This is a genomic window from Sphaerisporangium sp. NPDC005288, assembly GCF_040607475.1.
Lineage (GTDB): Bacteria > Actinomycetota > Actinomycetes > Streptosporangiales > Streptosporangiaceae > Sphaerisporangium > Sphaerisporangium rhizosphaerae.
On sequence record NZ_JBEXGT010000029.1, the window covers coordinates 104,107 to 122,303 of the forward strand.

Sequence of the window (18,197 nt, forward strand, 5' to 3'; positions counted from 1 at the left end):
GGGAGCTAGTTCTTGGGGGGGACGGGTTTGCCGCCGGGGAGGACGGTGGGCGGGGGGAAGCGCAGACGGCGGATCTGCATCGCCCGCATGGCCGCGTAGAAGCCGACGCCCTTGAGGCTCTCGTCCGGCAGGCGCTGCGCGGCCTCCTTCTTCACCCGCTGCGCCACCCACACCGCGCTCACCGCGACCACGACGATCATCGCCGGCCACAGGATGGTGATGGCGTAGGAGTACAGGAGCATCCCGGTCTGGCCGCCGAACATCGGGACCGTCCACAGGATGACGAGCAGCAACAGCGAGACGGGAAGGAAATACTGGCTGATCGTGCGGCGCGAGTCGACCCAGTCGCGGGCGAGCTTGCGCGCGGGCCCGCGGTCTCGCGCGGGGAGATAGCGGTCGTCGCCCCGCAGCATGCCCTCACGGGCGCGCGTCCGCTCTGAGGACTGGCGCTCGCGCGCCTGCTTGTAGGCCTCTTTGCGGTTGCTGGGAGCGGTCACCGGCTGGCGGCGGCGGCCTTCGGCCTCGCGGCGTTTGGGGGTTGGCCGGCCCTTTCCCGCGGTTTTCGCCAGCGTCTCTGAAGACGGAGTGGGGCTGTCATCCACGGGGGCCTGCGTGCGACGTCGGAACACGACGTCAGCCTACCGGGGGTGCAACTTAATGACGCCCTCGTGCGTTATGCGTAGGGTGGACCTACGCGACTTTGCCGCGATAATCGGGGGCTGACGATGAGCGGGCAGCCTGTGGAGTTGCGAGTCGGCGCGAGGGAGCATGGATGCCAGCGAAGCGAGCATACGGCCGGCGAGCGTCGCAGCGAGCGGGAGCATAGGCACAGCACTACCTAAGAAGGGGACGGCCAACGCGCATGAGCGTGATGAAGAGACTTTCCATGATCTTCAAGTCCAAGGCCAACAAGGCCTTGGACAAGATGGAGGATCCGCGCGAGACCCTCGACTACTCCTATCAGCGGCAGCTTGAGCTTCTGCAGAAGGTACGCCGGGGCGTGGCCGATGTCGCCACCTCGCGCAAGCGGGTGGAGCTGCAGATCAACCAGATCCAGCAGCAGGCGAAGAAGTATGAGGACCAGGGCCGCAAGGCGCTGAGCGTGGGGCGTGAAGACCTGGCGCGTGAGGCGCTGAGCCGTCGCTCGGCCCTGCAGACCCAGATCGCCGACCTGCAGGTGCAGCACAACAACCTGCAGGGCGAAGAGGAGAAGCTCACCCTCGCCAGCCAGCGCCTGCAGACCAAGGTCGACTCCTTCCGCCACAAGAAGGAGACCATCAAGGCCACCTACACCGCCGCCGAGGCCCAGACCCGCATCAACGAGGCGTTCTCCGGCATCTCCGAAGAGATGGGCGACGTGGGTCTGGCGATCCAGCGCGCCGAGGACAAGACCGCCCAGATGCAGGCGCGCGCGGGCGCGATCGACGAGCTGCTGGCGAGCGGCGCCCTGGACGACTTCAGCGGCCAGCGCAACGACGACATCCAGGCCGAGCTCGACCGCATGGGCGGCGGCAGCGACGTGGAGCTCGAGCTCGCCCGCATGAAGGCCGAGCTGGGCCAGGGCCCCGCGCCGCGTGACGCGATCGAGGCCGGCCACCCGGGTCAGCAGCAGGCGCCGCCGCCGCAGCAGCAGTCGCAGTCGCACCCCACCCAGCAGTACCGCCAGCCGGGGGAGGGCCTGTGATCGTCCGCATCATGGGCGAGGGCCAGGTCGAGGTGGCCGAGGGCGACATCGACGTGCTGAACTCCCTCGACAGCGAGCTCGAGGCCGCCATCGAGATCGACGACGAGCCGCAGTTCCGCACCAAGCTCCACGCGCTGCTCGACAAGGTGCGCCAGATCGGCAAGCCGCTTCCCGACGACGCCCTGGAGCCCTCCGAGCTCATTTTGCCGCCGGCCGACGCTTCGATCGACGAAGTGAGGGGCATGCTGGGCGATTCGGGGCTTATCCCGGGATAGTTTGTAGATATGACACAAACCCGGTACGCCCCCGACCGGGGTCTGACGGTGCGCATGGTGACGACCATGTTCCTGCTGGGCCTGCTCTACGTCGTCTTCGTGGGCGTCCTGATCGCCCTGGGGGTCCAGGCGGTCGTGGTCCTCGTCCTGGCCGGGGGCCTCCTGCTGGTCCAGTACTTCTTCTCCGACAAGATCGCGTTGTTCGCGATGCACGGACGGGAGGTCTCCCGGCAGGAGGCGCCCGAACTGCACGGCCTGATCGACCGGCTGTGCGTCATGGCGGACGCACCCAAGCCGCGGGTGGCGATCGCCGACACCGATGTGCCCAACGCCTTCGCCACCGGGCGCAACCAGAAGAACTCCGTGGTGTGCGTGACCACCGGCCTGCTGCGCCGGCTCGACCCGCTGGAGCTGGAGGGCGTCATCGCCCACGAGATGTCCCATGTCGCCCACCGGGACGTCGCGGTGATGACCATCGCCTCCTTCCTGGGCATCGTCGCCGGCCTCATGACGCGCTTCGCGCTCTACTCGGGCCTCGGCCGCGACCGGGGCAACAACAACGGCCCGCCCATCGGCCTCATCATCATGCTGGTCTCGATCGTCGTGTACGCGATCAGCTTCCTGCTGACCCGGGCGCTGTCGCGCTACCGCGAGCTGTCGGCCGACCGGGCCGGGGCCCTGCTGACCCAGCGGCCCTCCGCCCTGGCCAGCGCTCTGGTGAAGGTCACCGGCGAGATGTCGCGCATCCCGACGCGCGACCTGCGTGAGGCGCAGCCGTTCAACGCCTTCTTCTTCACCCCGGCGATCTCCGGTCGCGCGGGCGCGAGCCTGGCCACCCTGTTCGCCACCCACCCGCCGCTGGAGCGCAGGCTCGAGCAGCTCAGCACGATCGCCGCCCAGCTCGGCCGGGGAGCCTGAGCCGATGGGCTGGCTGGACGCCCTGCTCGGCCGCAGCAAGCCCGCCCGGCCGAACCTCGACGCGCTGTTCGCGCTGCCGTCCGCGGCGGTGACCCTGCAGGCCGCCACCGGCTTCGAGCCGACCGGCCTGGGCTCGGTGTGCTTCCGCTCCGCCGAGGGCGGGGCGTTCGCCACGCTCCAGCGGGACATCAGGGAACTGCTCGGCGACGTCGAGGTCGAACGCTCGCAGGACTCCTACGGCTACACCTGGCTGCTGGTGCGGCGCCCGGCCGACGACCTGAGCTCGCTGGTCACCGACCTGCACGGGGTGAACTCCTCGCTGGAGGGCGCCGGCTTCGGCCCGTCGCTGCTGTGCTCGCTGGTCACCTTCACCGACGACCAGCGGCGCGCCCTCGCGGTCGTCTACCTCTACAAGCAGGGCACCTTCTACCCGTTCGCGCCGCTGGCCGGCGAGCGCAGGGACAACGCGCTGGAGCTCCAGGTTCGCGGGGCAATCTCCGGTGAGCTGCGCGTCGAGCCCGAGCTGTCCCGCTGGTTTCCGCTCTGGGGCGCGCCGGGCCTGTGATCCCGCGCCGGTCCGGCCCGGCGACCGCCTGTTCCCCCTGCTTCGTCCCTGCCCCGCGTCAAGGGCACGTACGAGAACGATCACCCCGGTCGTTCCGCCCCTTAGCCAGGCGAAACGCGGGGTATACCACCCGGCAGATCAGCCATCGCCGGGGGGAAACAGGTGGCAGTGACCGACCATGGCCGCGCTGGGGCGGCCGCAGAGACCCACGCGGCGGAGCGGCTGCGCGCCGTCGTGCCGCGCGTGATGTCGGTGTGCATCGCCATCGCCGCGGTGTACTCGGCCGTGATCGCGCTGATCGCGCCGGTACGCCACCTGCTGAGGCCGCTCACCGGCCTGATCGAGATGGCGGTCTTCCCCGTCGAGCCGAACCTGGGCTACGCGGTGTTCCTCGGCATCCTCGCCGGAGCCCTGGCCCGGCACAAACGCGCCGCTTACTGGGTGCTGGTCGCCTTCTTCTCCCTGCTGGTGCTGGGCAACCTCGCCGTCGTGCTGTCGGCGTCGCTCATGCCCGACCTGGTGGAGGAGTACGCCCTGATGGGCCAGGTGGTGGCCTCGGAGGTCAACCTGTCGGTGTCGGCCGTCGTGCTCGGCATCCTGGCGGCGGCGCACAACCAGTTCTTCGCGCCGATGCGGCGGGCGTCGTTCCGCAAGGCGCTGCTCACGCTGGGCTCGCTGCTCGCGGTGGCCTTCGGCGTCGGGTACGGCCTGGTGATGCTGTTCCCGGGCACGTTGCGGCCCCGGGACCACCTGCCCTGGGCGCTGGAGCGGACGCTCGGCGGGGTGGTGACGCTGGACTTCTACCGCACCGGTCGGCCGCCGTTCTGGGTGAACTCCGTCATCGGCCTGCTGAGCGCCGTCGCGGTGCTGGTCGCCTTCGCCGTGCTGTTCCGCTCCCAGCGGGCCCGGGCCGAGCTGCCGCCCGACAGCGAGACGCGCATCAGGGCGCTGCTGTCGGCCTACGGCTCGCGTGACTCGCTCGGCTATTTCGCCACCCGCCGCGACCGGGCGGCCATCTTCTCGCCCAGCGGCAAGGCGGCGGTGTCCTACCGCGTGGTGGCCGGCGTCTGCCTGGCCGGCGGGGACCCCATCGGCGACGTCGAGGCGTGGGGACCGGCCATCCGGGCCTGGATGGACGAGGCGCGGCGCTACGGGTGGGCGCCCGCCGTCATCGGGCCCAGTGAAGCCGCCGCCCACGCCTACGCGCGCGCCGGGCTGCGCGTGCTGGAGCTCGGGGACGAGGCCGTCATCGAGGTCGCCGAGTTCGGCCTGGAAGGCCGCGAGATGCGCGGGGTGCGGCAGGCGGTCAACCGGGTCGGGCGCGCGGGCTTCACGTTGCGCGTGCGACGGCACAGCGAGCTGTCGGCCGAGGAGGCGCGCCAGATCATCGAGCGCGCCGCCGCCTGGCGCGACACCGAGACCGAGCGGGGGTTCTCCATGGCCCTGAGCAGGCTCGGCGACCCGGCGGACGGCGAGTGCGTGCTGGTGGAGGCGAGGGACGCGGCCGGCGAGCCCGCCGCCATGCTGTCGTTCGTGCCGTGGGGCGACGACGGCCTGTCGCTGGACCTGATGCGGCGCGACCGGCACGCCGACAACGGGCTGATGGAGTTCATGGTCGCCGGGCTGATCACCCAGGCCGCGGCGCTCGGCGTCAAGCGCGTCTCGCTCAACTTCGCCATGTTCCGCTCGGTGTTCGAGGGCGGGGCGCGGCTCGGCGCCGGGCCGGTGCTGCGCCTGTGGCGGCGCGCGCTGGTGTTCTTCTCCCGGTGGTGGCAGCTCGAGTCGCTGTACCGGGCCAACGCTAAGTACCACCCCCGGTGGGTGCCGCGCTTCCTGGCCTACGACGACACCCGCGACCTGCCCAGGGTGGGGCTGGCGTCGGCGATCGCCGAGGGGTTCCTCACCGTGCCGAGCCTGCTCACCCTGCTGCGCCGCCGCCGGCGCGCCGCCGGCCGCCCCGCGGAGGGTGGGCGTTCCGCCGGCGGCTGAGCGCCGGGACGGGCGGTTCCTTGTGCCGGGTCACGCTACGAGTACGGCTTGCAGCCGGTAGTTCTAGATTCCTCCAAGTCCGCGCCACAATGGGGCGACAAGCCCAATAAGCGGGGGACGGAGGGCGCCATGTCGGACCCGGTGCCGTTACGGCCGGGTGATCCCGCGCGGGTCGGGGGCTACGAGCTCACCGGCCGGCTGGGGGAGGGAGGCCAGGGGGTCGTCTATCTCGGCCGCACTCCGGCGGGCGCGCCGGTGGCCGTGAAGGTGCTCCGCTCCGACCTGGCGCAGAACGAGGAGGCGCTGGCCAGGTTCGTCCGGGAGGTGTCCACGGCCGTCCGCGTGGCGACCTTCTGCACCGCCCAGGTGATCGAGACCGGGGTGGCCGACCAGCGGCCGTTCATCGTCAGCGAGTACATCGACGGTCCGACCCTCATGGCCGTGGTCGAGCGCGAGGGGCCCCGCCAGGGCGCGGCCCTGCACCGGCTGGCCATCGGCACCGTCACGGCGCTGGTCGCCATCCACCAGGCCGGCATCGTGCACCGCGACTTCAAGCCCTCCAACGTGCTGCTCGGCGCGGACGGGCCGCGGGTGATCGACTTCGGCATCGCCAGGGCCCTGGACAGGAGCTCCACGCTGACCTCGACGCTGGTCGGCACGCCCGCCTACGTCACCCCCGAGCAGCTCGCGGGGGAGCAGGCCGGTCCGGCCGCCGACATGTTCGCCTGGGCGGGCACCATGGTGTTCGCCGCGACCGGCGAGCCGCCCTTCGGCGCCGACAGCCTCCCGGCCGTCTTCCACCGGATCATGAACCTGGAGCCGGATCTCGGCGCGCTGGACGAGCGGCTGCGCGTCATCGTGGCCGCCTGCCTGGCCAAGGACCCGGCCGCCCGGCCGGCCGCGGGCGAGGTGCTCATGCGGCTGCTCGGACACGACGGCGCCGGCCCCGCGCCGGCCGCCGCGATCATGGCGGAGGGGTCGGCCGTCGCCCAGCCCCATCTCTCCCACTCCTGGCCGGGCCCCGCGACGGCGTCCGGCGGGCGGCCGTACCCGCCACCGCCGCCCCGGCCGGGCGGTCCGTCCCTCAGCGGCCCGTCCCCTGCCGGCCCGTTCTCCACCGGCTCATCCTTGACCGGCTCATCCTTGACCGGCCCGTCCTTGAACGGCTCCTCCTTGAACGGCCCGTCCTCCGCCGGCCGGTCCTCAACCGGCTCGTCCTTGAACGGCCCGTCCTTCACCGACCCCTCCTCCGCCGGCCCGACCGAAGTCCGGACGGCCCCGCCCTCCGCCTCGCCCACCGAAGGGTCCTCCGGAGGGAAGGGGCGGCTTCCGCTGGTGGTGGCGGGCGTCGTCGCGGGCGCGCTCGTCCTGGGCGGCGCCGGATACCTGATCGCCCAGCCGTCGGCCGGCGCCCCGGGCCCGCGGGTCTCCGCGGACGGCACCGCGGGCACGCAGGGGCGCCCCGGCGAGCGGGCCGGACGCTCCTCCGGCCCGGCCGCGTCCGGCGGGGCGAGCCCGGCGGCGACGGCGCCGCCCGCCGCCACCAGGACGATCGAACTGCCGGGCAGCACGGTGACGATCTACGAGAGCGACGACGACCCGGTCAGGCTGACCTTCTACAGCCTGGACAACGGCACGCGCGCCTACATCCGGGACGACGGCGCGAACTCCTTCACCAAGACGAGCAAGTACTTCGAGTACGTGGTGAGCGGCGACGGCCGGCGGGCGCTCGGCGTCGACACCCTCTACACCAAGGACGGCCACTCCGCCGTCTCCCTGGTCGACCGGGCCGGCGCCGGGCGCACGATGATAAGGATCGCCAAGGCGCCGGTGTACCCGTCCTACCCGCAGTGGTCGCCCGACGGCACAAAGGTGCTGGTCACGGTGAACGAGGCCGTCGGCGGCACCAGCCGCGGCCGCGGCTACGCGATCATCGACGTGGCGCGCAGGAAGGCCAGGATCGTCCACGTGAAGGAGAAGGACGTCGGCCGCTGGAGCTACTTCTGGCGGGGCGACGGCAGGGCCGTCGGCACCTGGGCCCTGAAGGGCGGCACCCGGCGCATCCGGTTCTACGACCTCGACGGCACCGTGCTGCAGACGTTGCTGCGGGTCGGGAGCCCGCTCACCGTCGAGGGCGACGACATGTCGCCGTCGGGGAACCTCTTCCTCACCTCCTGCGCCGGCCGCGGCCGGATCTGCGTGTGGACGGCGGACGGCGAGGAGCGCGCGCGCTTCGCCTTCCCGACCGACCGGGTCATCGGCTGGTACGACGACGCCCACATCGCGGCCTGGCGAAAGAAGGGCAGAGGGTACGAGGCCGTGGTCGTCGACCTGAAGGGCAGGGCCGGCCGTGTCCTGGCGACGGCCGGGGCGGCGGAGTACCCAAAACTGTCCCTGCGCTACACCAGGGCCGCCTGAGGTTGGTCAAGATCCGGCCGCGCCTGGGAAGGGCGCGCCGGAGCCGGGGCCGGCCGGTGGTGCCATGTGCACATGACCACGTTCAGCGCGGCCCTGGCGGCCGCCGCCTTCGTCATCGCCGCAGCGCAGGCGGCCCCCGCCCTCGCGGCCACCCCCGCCCCCACCCTCGCGGCCCCTGTTCTTGCGGTCTCCGCCGTCCCCGCGCCGGGCCATGCCCACCTCCGCGACGCCGCGAGGTCGCCGTCGCATCGTGGGCGCGCCGGGGATCCGGCCGAGCTCTCCGTCAGCGGACGCGGCGTCGTCCAGACGACGCCGGACGTGATGCGCCTCACCGCCGGCGTGGAGGTGCGCCGAGATCGGGCGGGGGAGGCGTTCGCCGCCGCCAAGGCCGCCGCGCTCAAGCTGAACCAGGCGCTGCTGGGCGCCGGCGTGGCCGAGCGGGACCTGCGCACCAATGACCTGTCTCTCGCCGCCGACTACGACAAGTACCCCAAGGTCGTCGGATACCGGGCCGCCCAGGGCGTCGAGGCGCTGGTGCGCGACCTGTCCCGGGCGGACGCGGTGGTGCAGGCGGTCGCGGGGGTGGGGGAGGAGGCGCGCCTGAACGGCATCTCCTTCGAGGTCTCCAAGGGGGCGGCGCTGGTGAAGGCCGCGCGCGCCGCCGCGGTCCGCGACGCGCACGACAAGGCGCGGCACTACGCCGAGCTGACCGGGCGTGGGCTGGGCCGGGTGCTGAAGCTGGAGGAAGAGGGCGACACCTCGCCCTCCCGCTTCGCGATGCTGACCGAGAAGTCCGGCGTCAACCCCGGGCAGGGCACGGTCACCCTCACGGTGCGGGTCGTCTACGAGCTCACCTGAGCCCGGCCGCACCTCCCGGCCAAGGACCGGCCGATAACCTGCCGCTTCCTCCGGGCGTGCTCTCCTCGGATCCGTCCTTCCGGCACCTCGGCCGGCCGCCGTCCCTGACCCGTCACGGGAGGGCGAGCATGCGGTCCAGGGCGACCTTGGCCCAGTGGATGGTGTCGGGGTCCACGGTGATCTGGTTGACGACCTGGCCCTCGACCAGCGACTCCAGCGCCCACACCAGGTGCGGCAGGTCGATGCGGTTCATCGTCGAGCAGTAGCAGACCGTCCGGTCCAGGAAGGTCACGGTCTTGTCGGGGTGCTGGGCCGCCAGCCGCTTGACCAGGTTCAGCTCGGTGCCGACCGCCCACGCCGACCCGGCCGGCGCCTGGTCGAGCATCTTGATGATGTACTCGGTGGAGCCGACGTGGTCGGCCTTGGTGACCACCTCGTGCCGGCACTCGGGGTGGACCAGCACGTTGACGCCGGGGATGCGCTCGCGGACCTCGTCCACGCAGCTCTCGGTGAACCGGCCGTGCACCGAGCAGTGCCCGCGCCATAGGATCATCTTGGCGTCCCTGAGCTGCTGGTCGGTCAGTCCGCCGTTCGGGCGGTGCGGGTTGTAGACCACGCACTCCGAAAGGGGGATGCCCATCTCCAGGACGGCCGTGTTGCGGCCGAGGTGCTGGTCGGGCAGGAAGAGCACCTTGCGCTCGCCGGCGCCCTTGCCTTCCGGCCCCTCGGGGCCGTCGTCGAACGCCCAGGTCAGCGCCCGGCGGGCGTTGGAGGAGGTGCACACCGCGCCGCCGTTGCGCCCGCAGAACGCCTTGATGTCGGCTGAGGAGTTCATGTAGGTGATCGGCACGGTCACCTCGGCGATGCCGAGGTCGGAAAGGACCTCCCACGCCTCCTCTACCTGGTCGAAGGTCGCCATGTCGGCCATGGAGCACCCGGCGGCCAGGTCGGGCAGCACCACGCGCTGGGAGTCGCCGGTCAGGATGTCGGCCGACTCGGCCATGAAGTGGACGCCGCAGAAGACGATGTACTCCGCGGACGGGCGGGCCGCCGCCTCGCGGGCGAGCTTGAAGGAGTCGCCGGTCACGTCCGCGAACTGGATGACCTCGTCGCGCTGGTAGTGGTGCCCGAGCACGAAGAGCCGCTCGCCGAGCGCCGCCTTCGCCCTGACCGCGCGCGCGACCAACTCGGGGTCGGAGGCCGCGGGCAGGTCGCCGGGGCAGTCGACGCCGCGCTCGCTGTGCGGGTCGGTGCCCTGACCGAGGACGAAGAGCGGAAGGCCGGTTTCGGTGGTCGTCACGGCTTACACCTCTTAAGGGGCTTATCGTCTAGTTGACGACTAATGATGGCACACGGCCGGAGATGCTCCGCGCAGGGGGGTGGAGCGGACCGCCCCCTGAGACAGGAATGTGTAGTGGTGCCCCGCTGTTGGTAGCGTCTGAGTGAGACCTCAGAACCAGGCCTCCGTCCCCGAGGGGCGTTGGCAGACGGGGAGTCAACAGATGACGGTTGAGAGCAGCGAGACCACGCAGCAGGGCTTGGTCCTGACCGACGCGGCGGCGGCCAAAGTGCGCAGCCTGCTCGAGCAGCAGGGCGAAGAGGGCCTTCAGTTGCGCGTGGCGGTGCAGCCCGGCGGTTGTTCCGGCCTGCGCTACCAGCTCTTCTTCGATGACCGCTCGATGGACGGGGACGTCGTCTCCGACTTCGGCGGGGTCAGCGTCGTCACCGACCGCATGAGCGCCCCCTACCTCATGGGTGCCACGGTGGACTTCGTCGACACCATCGAGAAGCAGGGCTTCACGATCGACAACCCGAACGCCACGGGCTCCTGCGCCTGCGGCGACTCGTTCAACTAGGCAGGCCGGCCCCCCACCCCGTCCGGCGGTCCCGCCAGACGGGGTTTCGGCCTGCCCGCCCTCCTTGGGTGTCACCTGGCCGTCAGTGTTCGGTAGCCCGGACTCCGCCGGTCCCGCGCGCGCCGGGGCGGGGCGGCGTCGCGGCGTGGACCCGTAGGGGTGCGGCGGGGCCGCCGGGCCGCGCCGCAGGTCACACGGGGCGCCGCCCGGACCTCGCGCCGCCCGAGCCACCGGCTCCCTGTCCGGCCCCCGCGCGGAGAAGATCATCCACGGCGGTTCTCGGTTCGGGCTCGAGTTCCTTGCCGTATTCTTGGCGGGCTCATCGAGGCTGACAACGAGGAGAGCGACCCCGTGCGCATCGCCGTCACCGGATCCATCGCGACCGATCATCTGATGACCTTCCCGGGAAGCTTCGGGGACCAGCTCATCGCCGAGCAGCTCGACCGCGTGTCGCTGTCCTTCCTGGTCGACGACCTGCAGATCCGGCGCGGGGGCACCGCGGCCAACATCTGCTTCGGCATGGGCTGCCTGGGCCTCTCGCCGGTCCTGGTGGGCGCAGTCGGCGACGACTTCACCGACTACCGCTCGTGGCTGGAGCGACACGGCGTCGACTGCGGCTCGGTGCACGTCTCCGACCTGCACCACACGGCCCGCTTCCTGTGCACGACCGACGAGCACCACAACCAGATCGCCTCCTTCTACACCGGGGCGATGGCCGAGGCCCGGTACATCGAGCTGCACCCGGTCGCCGAGCGCGTCGGCGGCCTCGACCTGGTGATGATCAGCCCGAACGACCCCGAGGCGATGCTGCGCCACACCGGCGAGTGCCGCCAGCGCGGCATCCCGTTCGGCGCCGACATCTCCCAGCAGCTCGCCCGCATGGACGGCGAGGAGATCCGGGCCCTGGTCGACGGCGCGGCCTACCTTTTCACCAACGACTACGAGAAGGCCCTCGTCGAGCAGAAGACCGGCTGGTCGGACGAAGAGGTGCTCTCCAGGGTCGGGGTGCGGGTGACCACCCTCGGCCCGAAGGGCGCCCGCATCGACCGCGAGAGCGAGCCGAGCGTGCACGTCCCGCCGACCCCCGAGCTGCGCAAGGTCGACCCCACCGGCGTCGGCGACGCCTTCCGCTCGGGCTTCCTGTCCGGCCTGTCCTGGGGCCTGTCGCTCGAGCGCTGCGGCCAGATCGGCAACCTCACCGCCACCTACGTCCTCGAGCACGTCGGCGGGCAGGAGTACCAGCTCGGCAAGCAGGCGTTCATGGACCGCTTCACCGCCGCCTACGGCGCCGACGCCGCCGCCGAGGTCGAGCCGCGGCTGTCGTGCCACTACGTCTGACCCGCCGCGTCTGACCCGCCGCGCCGTCTGACCTCCCCACGGCGTCCGGCTACCCGCGCCTTCCGGCCTTCGCGATCCGCCCGCGTTCTCCGCGGGCCGGCCGCGGTGGCCGGGGGCGGTCAGTAGTTGCGGCGCACGTGGATGGCCCAGCCGCCCTGCGGCAGCTCGTAGGTGCCCATGTGGTGGTGCGACTTCAGCCGGCACCACGCGGGGACGTCGGTGAAGGCCGCCGGGTCGTCGGCGAGCACGGCCACCGTCGCGTTGAGCGGCACCGAGTTGATCTGCTCGGCCAGCATGATGATCGGGATGGGGCACTTGCGCCCCAGGGCGTCGATCGTGAGCGCGGCCGGGGGCTGGGGCGCCCCGGCGGACGCCTGCTGCTGCGAGCCTGCCATCAGTGATCCACCTTCGCCGTCGCGGCCCCGGCGCGTCCCGCCGGGAAGCCGGCCCGCCTTCGAGACCAGGTCCCGCGGCGCGCCGCGCATCTCTACGACCTCACTCCCACGCTCTCGCGCACGCGCCGGACGATGTCCGGCAGGACGGCGAGGAACCGGTCGACGTCCGCGGCGGAGGCGCCTCTGGGCAGCGACAGCCGGACGTTGCCGTGCGTGAGCACCCCCATCGCCTCCAACACGTGGGATGGTCGTAGCGTACTCGCCGTGCACGAGCTGCCGGACGATACCGAGAAGCCCGCCCTGTCCAGTTCGGTGAGGATCGCCTCGCCAGGGACGTAAAGACACGAGAAGGTCACGATATGCGGCGCCCGCAGCGCTGGCTCCCCGACCACCTCGACGTCGGGCACCACGCGCGGCACGGTCTCGCGTACCCGGTCCACCAGGGCCGACAGCCGCGCGTTCTCCCGCTCGGACTCGGCGACGGCGGCGCGCAGCGCGGCCACCGCGGCCACGGCCGCCGGGACGTTCTCGAAGCCCGGCACCCTGCCGCGCTCGCGCTCGTCCTCCGGCAGCGGCGAACGCCACCGGGTGCCCTTGCGCACGGCCAGCAGCCCGACCCCGGCCGGCCCGCCCCACTTGTGGGCGCTGGCCGCGAGCACCGACCAGCCCTCGGGGACGGGAAGCCGCCCGAGCGTCTGGGCGGCGTCCACCAGCAGCGGGACGCCCGCCGCCCGGCACGCCTCGGCGGCCTCCGCGACCGGCTGCAGGGTGCCGACCTCGTGGTTGGCGGTCTGCAGGCAGGCCAGCGCGGTGCCCTCCGCCGCGACGGCCGCGCCGAACTCCGCCGGATCCACCCGGCCGGTCCGGCCCACCCCGACCAGTTCCACCGAGCCGCCGTCGCGCTCGTTGGCCGCCGCGGCGGCCAGGACGCTGGAGTGCTCGACGGCGCTCGCCACCACGCGGCGCCCGGCGCGGCGGCGGCCGGACAGCGTCCCGAGCACCCCGAGATGGACGGCCTGCGTTCCTGAGGAGGTGAAGGACACCTCGTCGGGACGCGCGCCGATCACCTCGGCGGCCTCGGCGCGGGCGCGTTCGAGCAGCAGCCGGGCCTGCCGCGCCGCGCCGTACAGCCGGGCGGGGTCCGCGCCGGCGGTGTCCAGGGCCGCGATCAGCGCCTCGCGCGCGGCGGGGTGCAGGGGTTCGGCCGAGGCCGCGTCGAAGTACGCCACGCGTTCATGCTCGCACCCGCGGCCGGGGTCGCCGTGACGGGGTGAGCGCGCCAGGGGCCGCCGTTCGCGGGGGCTGAGAAGGGGGGCGGGCCCTGTGCGCGCTAATGTGTCCCCCAGCGTGACGTGAGACAACCAAGAACGCGAACAACGTGAACCTGGAAACGACCGCCCAGGAGGGGCACTCTTGGGCTTTATCTGTGGGGTAGGCGATCCGTGAGTCCGACCCGCCGTACTAGACGGCGTCCGTTGGCCCGAAGGGTGCCGGGCGCCGCCGCCCTGGCGGCGCTGCTGGTTTCCCTGACGGCGTGTGGGGGCCCTGGCACGTGGGATCGTGCCGGCTTCCCCCAAGGCGTCACCAAAGAGGCCGGCATCATCCAGAGTCTGTGGAACGGTGCCTGGATCGCCTCCCTCGCGGTCGGTGTCGTCGTCTGGGGTTTGATCCTCTGGGCCTGCGCGTTCCACCGCAAGCGCAAGAACAGCGGGGACGCTCTGCCGCCGCAGGTGCGCTACAACCTGCCGATCGAGATCCTCTACACCACGGTGCCGATCATCATGGTCGCGGTGTTCTTCTACTTCACCGCCCGTGACGAGAGCACCATCACCGCGGTGTCGAAGAACCCCGACGTCAAGGTGCACGTCGAGGGCTTCCAGTGGAGCTGGCGCTTCACCAGCGAGAGCGGCGGCAAGACCGTCAGCGTCGTCGGCACCCCGGCCAAGCGCCCCGAGCTGGTGCTCCCGATGAACAAGTCGGTGCAGTTCGAGCTGACCTCGCCGGACGTCGCCCACTCGTTCTGGGTGCCCGCGTTCCTGTTCAAGCGCGACGTGCTCCCGGGCGTGAAGAACGTCTTCGAGATCCACACCCTCGACAAGCCCGGCATTTTCGCCGGCCGATGCGCCGAGCTGTGCGGCGTCGACCACAGCCGGATGCTCTTCACCGTGAAACTCGTGCCGCAGGCCGAGTACGACCAGTACGTCAACAGCCAGGCGGGGAGTGCCCAGTGACCGCCATCAACGAGCCGATCCGAGTGGGCGTCGCCCCGCGGAGCGCCCGCAAGGGGACCGTCATCGCCCGGTGGCTCTCTTCGACCGACCACAAGGTGATCGGGCACCTCTACCTGATCACCTCGTTCGTGTTCTTCCTCATCGGCGGCGTCATGGCCCTGATCATGCGCGCCGAGCTGGCCCAGCCGGGTCTTGAGTTCGTCAGCAACGAGCAGTTCAACCAGCTGTTCACCATGCACGGCACGATCATGCTGCTGATGTTCGCGACCCCGCTGTTCGCGGGCTTCGCCAACGAGCTGATGCCGCTGCAGATCGGCGCGCCGGACGTGGCGTTCCCCCGCCTGAACATGGTGAGCTACTGGCTCTACCTTTTCGGCAGCACGATCGCCGTCTCGGGCTTCTTCACCCCCGACGGCGCCGCCTCCTTCGGCTGGACGGCCTACACGCCCCTGTCGGACGCCGTCTCCTCCCCGGGGCTCGGCGGCGACCTGTGGATCATGGGCCTGTCGATGTCCGGCATCGGCACCATCCTGGGCGCGGTCAACTTCATCACCACGATCATCTGCATGCGCGCCCCCGGCATGACGATGTTCCGCATGCCGATCTTCACCTGGAACATCCTGCTCACCAGCATCCTGGTGCTGCTGGCGTTCCCGGTGCTGGCCGCCGCGCTGCTCGGCCTGGAGGCCGACCGCCATCTCGGGGCGCACATCTTCGACTCGGCGACCGGCGGCGCCATGCTGTGGCAGCACCTGTTCTGGTTCTTCGGCCACCCCGAGGTCTACATCATCGCGCTGCCGTTCTTCGGCATCATCACCGAGGTCCTGCCGGTCTTCAGCCGCAAGCCGATCTTCGGTTACATGAGCCTCATCGGCGCGACGATCGCCATCGCCGGCCTGTCGGCCGCGGTGTGGGCGCACCACATGTTCGTCACCGGCCAGGTGCTCCTGCCGTTCTTCTCGTTCATGACCTTCCTCATCGCGGTGCCGACCGGCGTGAAGTTCTTCAACTGGATCGGCACCATGTGGCGCGGCCACATCACCTTCGCCTCGCCGATGCTGTTCGCGGTGGGCTTCCTGGTGACGTTCCTGTTCGGCGGCCTGACCGGCATCATCCTGGCCTCGCCTCCGCTGGACTTCCAGGTCAGCGACTCCTACTTCGTCGTGGCCCACTTCCACTACGTCGTCTTCGGCACCGTGGTGTTCGCGATGTTCTCCGGCTTCTACTTCTGGTGGCCGAAGTTCACCGGCAGGATGCTGAACGACACCCTCGGCAAGTGGCACTTCTGGACGCTGTTCATCGGCTTCCACACCACCTTCCTGGTGCAGCACTGGCTCGGCGCCGAGGGCTTCCCCCGCCGCTACGCCGACTACTCGGCGGCCGACGGGTTCACCGACCTGAACGTGGTCTCCTCGGTGGGCGCGTTCATCCTCGGCGCCTCGACGCTGCCGTTCCTCTACAACGTGTGGCGGACCTGGCGGCACGCGCCGAAGGTCACCGTCGACGACCCGTGGGGCTTCGGCAACTCCCTTGAGTGGGCGACCTCCTGCCCGCCGCCGCGGCACAACTTCAGCCGGCTGCCCCGCATCCGGTCCGAGCGTCCCGCGTTCGACCTGAAGAACCCGCACCGGCTGGCGCCGGAGAAGGAGCTGGAGGGAACCCGATGAAGGTTCAGGGCTGGCTGTTCCTCCTCTGCGGCGTCTTCTTCGCCGCCGTGGACCTGGTCTACTGGTTCTGGTCCAAGGAGCCCACCGGCACCACCGCGCTCGCCATCTCGGTGGGCCTGGCGCTCATGATCGGCTACTACCTGCTCTACACGGCGCGCCGCATCGGCGACCAGCCGGAGGACAGGAAGGACGCCGAGATCAGCGACGGCGCCGGCGAGCTGGGCTTCTTCAGCCCCTCCAGCTGGTGGCCGCTGTTCCTGTGCCTCGCGGTCGCCCTGATGACCGTGGGCTTCGTCATCGGCTGGTGGATGTTCATCGTCGGCGTCTTCGCGGTGATCATGGCGACCATCGGCTTCGTCTTCCAGTACTACCGGGGTCACTTCACGCACTGACGGACGGTCCCGGACGGCGGCGCGCCCGCCGTCCGGCCCCCGTCCACCCCACTTCCGCCGCGCGGGCGGCCGAGCTCTCCGTCAAGGGAGCGTCGGTCGCCCGCGCGGCTTTTTTGCTGGTCGTTGCGGCCTTTCTCCTTCTGCACGGGTACACGACACGCTGTAACCGGGTAATAACTCACAAGGAGTGATCCATCGGAGCGGGGGAGACGTAACGTGAGACACGTCGAGATCCGGGTGGTCGCCATGGGAACGGGGGCGCTGGCCCTGCTGCTGGCAGGTGGTTGCGCGGGCCCCGGAACCGAGAAAGGACAAGGTACCTCTGGCTCACGGCAGGACGTGGCTGTGAGCGTCTCTCCGGGCAACGGGGCGGCCCTGGTGGCTCCTGAACTGCCCGTCATGGTCGGAGCCGTCAACGGCGCTCTCAGGAGCGTCACGGTGCGCGGCAAGGCCGGCAACACCCTGGTCGGGGGCGTGCTGAGCGCCGACCGCACCCAGTGGCGCAGCAAGCGCGGCACGGCCCCCGGCGAGACCTACCAGGTCACCGTCGTCGCCGTCGGCCCCTCGGGCGCCACCAAGCAGGTGACCAGCGAGTTCTCCACGCAGAAGGCCACACAGACCTTCGCGGTCGACAAGATCCTGCCCAACAAGGACATCACCGGCCTCACCGTGGGCGTCGGAATGCCGATCATGCTGACCTTCACCCACGGCATCACCGACCGGGTGTCGGTCGAGCGCAACCTGATGGTCCAGAGCTCCAAGCCGGTGGAGGGCGCCTGGCACTGGTTCGACGACAAGTCGGTGAGCTTCCGGCCCAAGAAATGGTGGCCGGCCAACACCAAGGTCAAGCTCGTCGCGCAACTCGCCGGGGTGCGCGGCGCGCCCGGCATGTACGGCACCCAGGACTACGTCCGCGAGTTCGAGGTGGGCCGCGCCCAGATCAGCCACGCCGACACCGTCAGCCACCAGATGACGGTGAAGCGCGACGGCGAGGTCATCAGGACCATCCCGCTCAGCGCGGGGGACGGCGGAAGCTGGAACCACTACACGACCAACGGGGTCCACCTGGCCATGTCACGGGAGGACGTCACGACCATGACCTCCCCGGACGCCGGCCCCGGCAGCGCCGGGTACTACAGCCTGACCGTCTACGACACCGTGCGCATCTCCGACACCGGCGAGTACGTCCACGGCGCCCCGTGGTCGGTGGGCTCGCAGGGCAACTCCAACGTCAGCCACGGCTGCATCAACGTCAGCCCGTCCAATGCCAAGTGGTTCAAGGAGGTCACCCTCATCGGCGACCCGATCATCGTGAGCGGCACGCCGCGCCAGCTGGACCCGGGCAACGGATGGGGACACTGGCAGGAGAGCTGGCCCCAGTGGCTGCGATGGAGCGGGCTGCGCTCGGGCTTCACCACCGAGGCCCTGTCGGCCGTCCCGGTCAGCGACCACCTGACCCAGCAGACCGACACCTCCAAGCGGCGCGTCACCTCCTGACGGCGCACAGAGCGCGGAGGCGCCGGGCCACGGAAGGGCTCTGGGCGAAGGTGCCGAGCAGCGCCACCACGCCGAACGTGAACAGGAAGTACGCGCCCGACTTGGCCATGAACG

At 71.0% G+C, this 18,197-nt stretch carries 17 protein-coding genes; 13 read left to right on the forward strand and 4 right to left on the reverse strand.

Annotation, left to right across the window (positions count from 1 at the left end):
- Nucleotides 1-5: 5 nt before the first annotated feature.
- Nucleotides 6-629 carry a DUF3043 domain-containing protein gene (locus ABZU32_RS25810; RefSeq protein WP_354925929.1) on the reverse strand — a complete coding sequence of 208 codons (624 nt, stop codon included), beginning with the start codon at nt 627-629 and terminating at the stop codon, nt 6-8.
- Nucleotides 630-862: 233 nt separating this feature from the next.
- Between ABZU32_RS25810 and ABZU32_RS25815 the strand changes: the two genes are divergently transcribed.
- From ABZU32_RS25815 to ABZU32_RS25845, 7 genes are all read left to right on the forward strand, one after another.
- On the forward strand, nt 863-1,684 hold the full coding sequence (locus ABZU32_RS25815; RefSeq protein ID WP_354925931.1) for a PspA/IM30 family protein: 822 nt from the start codon (nt 863-865) through the stop codon (nt 1,682-1,684).
- A complete protein-coding gene (locus ABZU32_RS25820) occupies nt 1,681-1,959 on the forward strand; it encodes a hypothetical protein (protein WP_354843522.1) in 279 nt (92 codons plus the stop codon). The genes ABZU32_RS25815 and ABZU32_RS25820 overlap by 4 nt, the downstream gene beginning before the upstream one ends.
- A gap of 9 nt (nt 1,960-1,968) precedes the next feature.
- Nucleotides 1,969-2,877 (forward strand): zinc metalloprotease HtpX, encoded by a 909-nt coding sequence (gene htpX, locus ABZU32_RS25825; RefSeq protein ID WP_354843519.1) that lies wholly within the window; start codon nt 1,969-1,971, stop codon nt 2,875-2,877.
- A 4-nt stretch (nt 2,878-2,881) separates the two neighbouring features.
- The gene (locus ABZU32_RS25830; RefSeq protein WP_354843516.1) at nt 2,882-3,442 is read left to right on the forward strand and encodes a hypothetical protein; all 561 of its coding nucleotides are present in this window, start codon (nt 2,882-2,884) and stop codon (nt 3,440-3,442) included.
- A gap of 162 nt (nt 3,443-3,604) precedes the next feature.
- Nucleotides 3,605-5,431 carry a phosphatidylglycerol lysyltransferase domain-containing protein gene (locus ABZU32_RS25835; RefSeq protein WP_354925933.1) on the forward strand — a complete coding sequence of 609 codons (1,827 nt, stop codon included), beginning with the start codon at nt 3,605-3,607 and terminating at the stop codon, nt 5,429-5,431.
- Nucleotides 5,432-5,560: 129 nt separating this feature from the next.
- On the forward strand, nt 5,561-7,849 hold the full coding sequence (locus ABZU32_RS25840) for a serine/threonine-protein kinase (protein ID WP_354925935.1): 2,289 nt from the start codon (nt 5,561-5,563) through the stop codon (nt 7,847-7,849).
- A 72-nt stretch (nt 7,850-7,921) separates the two neighbouring features.
- Nucleotides 7,922-8,707, forward strand: coding sequence for an SIMPL domain-containing protein (locus tag ABZU32_RS25845; protein ID WP_354925937.1), 786 nt, complete (start codon nt 7,922-7,924; stop codon nt 8,705-8,707).
- Nucleotides 8,708-8,819: 112 nt separating this feature from the next.
- Here ABZU32_RS25845 and nadA read toward each other — a convergent pair whose 3' ends face one another.
- Nucleotides 8,820-10,007, reverse strand: a complete 1,188-nt coding sequence (gene nadA / locus ABZU32_RS25850; RefSeq protein ID WP_354925939.1) for a quinolinate synthase NadA — start codon at nt 10,005-10,007, stop codon at nt 8,820-8,822.
- 202 nt (nt 10,008-10,209) lie between these two features.
- On the opposite strand from nadA, the gene erpA reads away from it, so the two are divergent.
- Together erpA and ABZU32_RS25860 are read left to right on the forward strand one after the other, a co-directional pair.
- Nucleotides 10,210-10,563 (forward strand): iron-sulfur cluster insertion protein ErpA, encoded by a 354-nt coding sequence (erpA, locus tag ABZU32_RS25855; protein ID WP_114031177.1) that lies wholly within the window; start codon nt 10,210-10,212, stop codon nt 10,561-10,563.
- Between the two features lie 351 nt (nt 10,564-10,914).
- On the forward strand, nt 10,915-11,901 hold the full coding sequence (locus ABZU32_RS25860; RefSeq protein ID WP_354843501.1) for a carbohydrate kinase family protein: 987 nt from the start codon (nt 10,915-10,917) through the stop codon (nt 11,899-11,901).
- 119 nt (nt 11,902-12,020) lie between these two features.
- On the opposite strand, the gene ABZU32_RS25865 is transcribed toward ABZU32_RS25860, so the two are convergent.
- Together ABZU32_RS25865 and ABZU32_RS25870 are read right to left on the reverse strand one after the other, a co-directional pair.
- The gene (locus ABZU32_RS25865; RefSeq protein WP_354843498.1) at nt 12,021-12,296 is read right to left on the reverse strand and encodes a sulfurtransferase TusA family protein; all 276 of its coding nucleotides are present in this window, start codon (nt 12,294-12,296) and stop codon (nt 12,021-12,023) included.
- Nucleotides 12,297-12,388: 92 nt separating this feature from the next.
- A complete protein-coding gene (locus ABZU32_RS25870; protein WP_354925941.1) occupies nt 12,389-13,525 on the reverse strand; it encodes an aminotransferase class V-fold PLP-dependent enzyme in 1,137 nt (378 codons plus the stop codon).
- Between the two features lie 246 nt (nt 13,526-13,771).
- On the opposite strand from ABZU32_RS25870, the gene coxB reads away from it, so the two are divergent.
- From coxB to ABZU32_RS25890, 4 genes are all read left to right on the forward strand, one after another.
- Nucleotides 13,772-14,527, forward strand: a complete 756-nt coding sequence (gene coxB, locus ABZU32_RS25875) for a cytochrome c oxidase subunit II (RefSeq protein WP_354843493.1) — start codon at nt 13,772-13,774, stop codon at nt 14,525-14,527.
- Nucleotides 14,524-16,194 carry a cytochrome c oxidase subunit I gene (gene ctaD / locus ABZU32_RS25880; protein ID WP_354843490.1) on the forward strand — a complete coding sequence of 557 codons (1,671 nt, stop codon included), beginning with the start codon at nt 14,524-14,526 and terminating at the stop codon, nt 16,192-16,194. The genes coxB and ctaD overlap by 4 nt, the downstream gene beginning before the upstream one ends.
- Nucleotides 16,191-16,586, forward strand: a complete 396-nt coding sequence (locus ABZU32_RS25885; RefSeq protein WP_354843487.1) for a cytochrome c oxidase subunit 4 — start codon at nt 16,191-16,193, stop codon at nt 16,584-16,586. Before ctaD ends, ABZU32_RS25885 begins: the two co-directional genes overlap by 4 nt.
- Nucleotides 16,587-16,931: 345 nt before the next feature.
- Nucleotides 16,932-18,083: an Ig-like domain-containing protein gene (locus tag ABZU32_RS25890; protein WP_354925943.1), complete on the forward strand. Its 1,152-nt coding sequence runs from the start codon at nt 16,932-16,934 to the stop codon at nt 18,081-18,083.
- Nucleotides 18,084-18,197 lie beyond the last annotated feature (114 nt).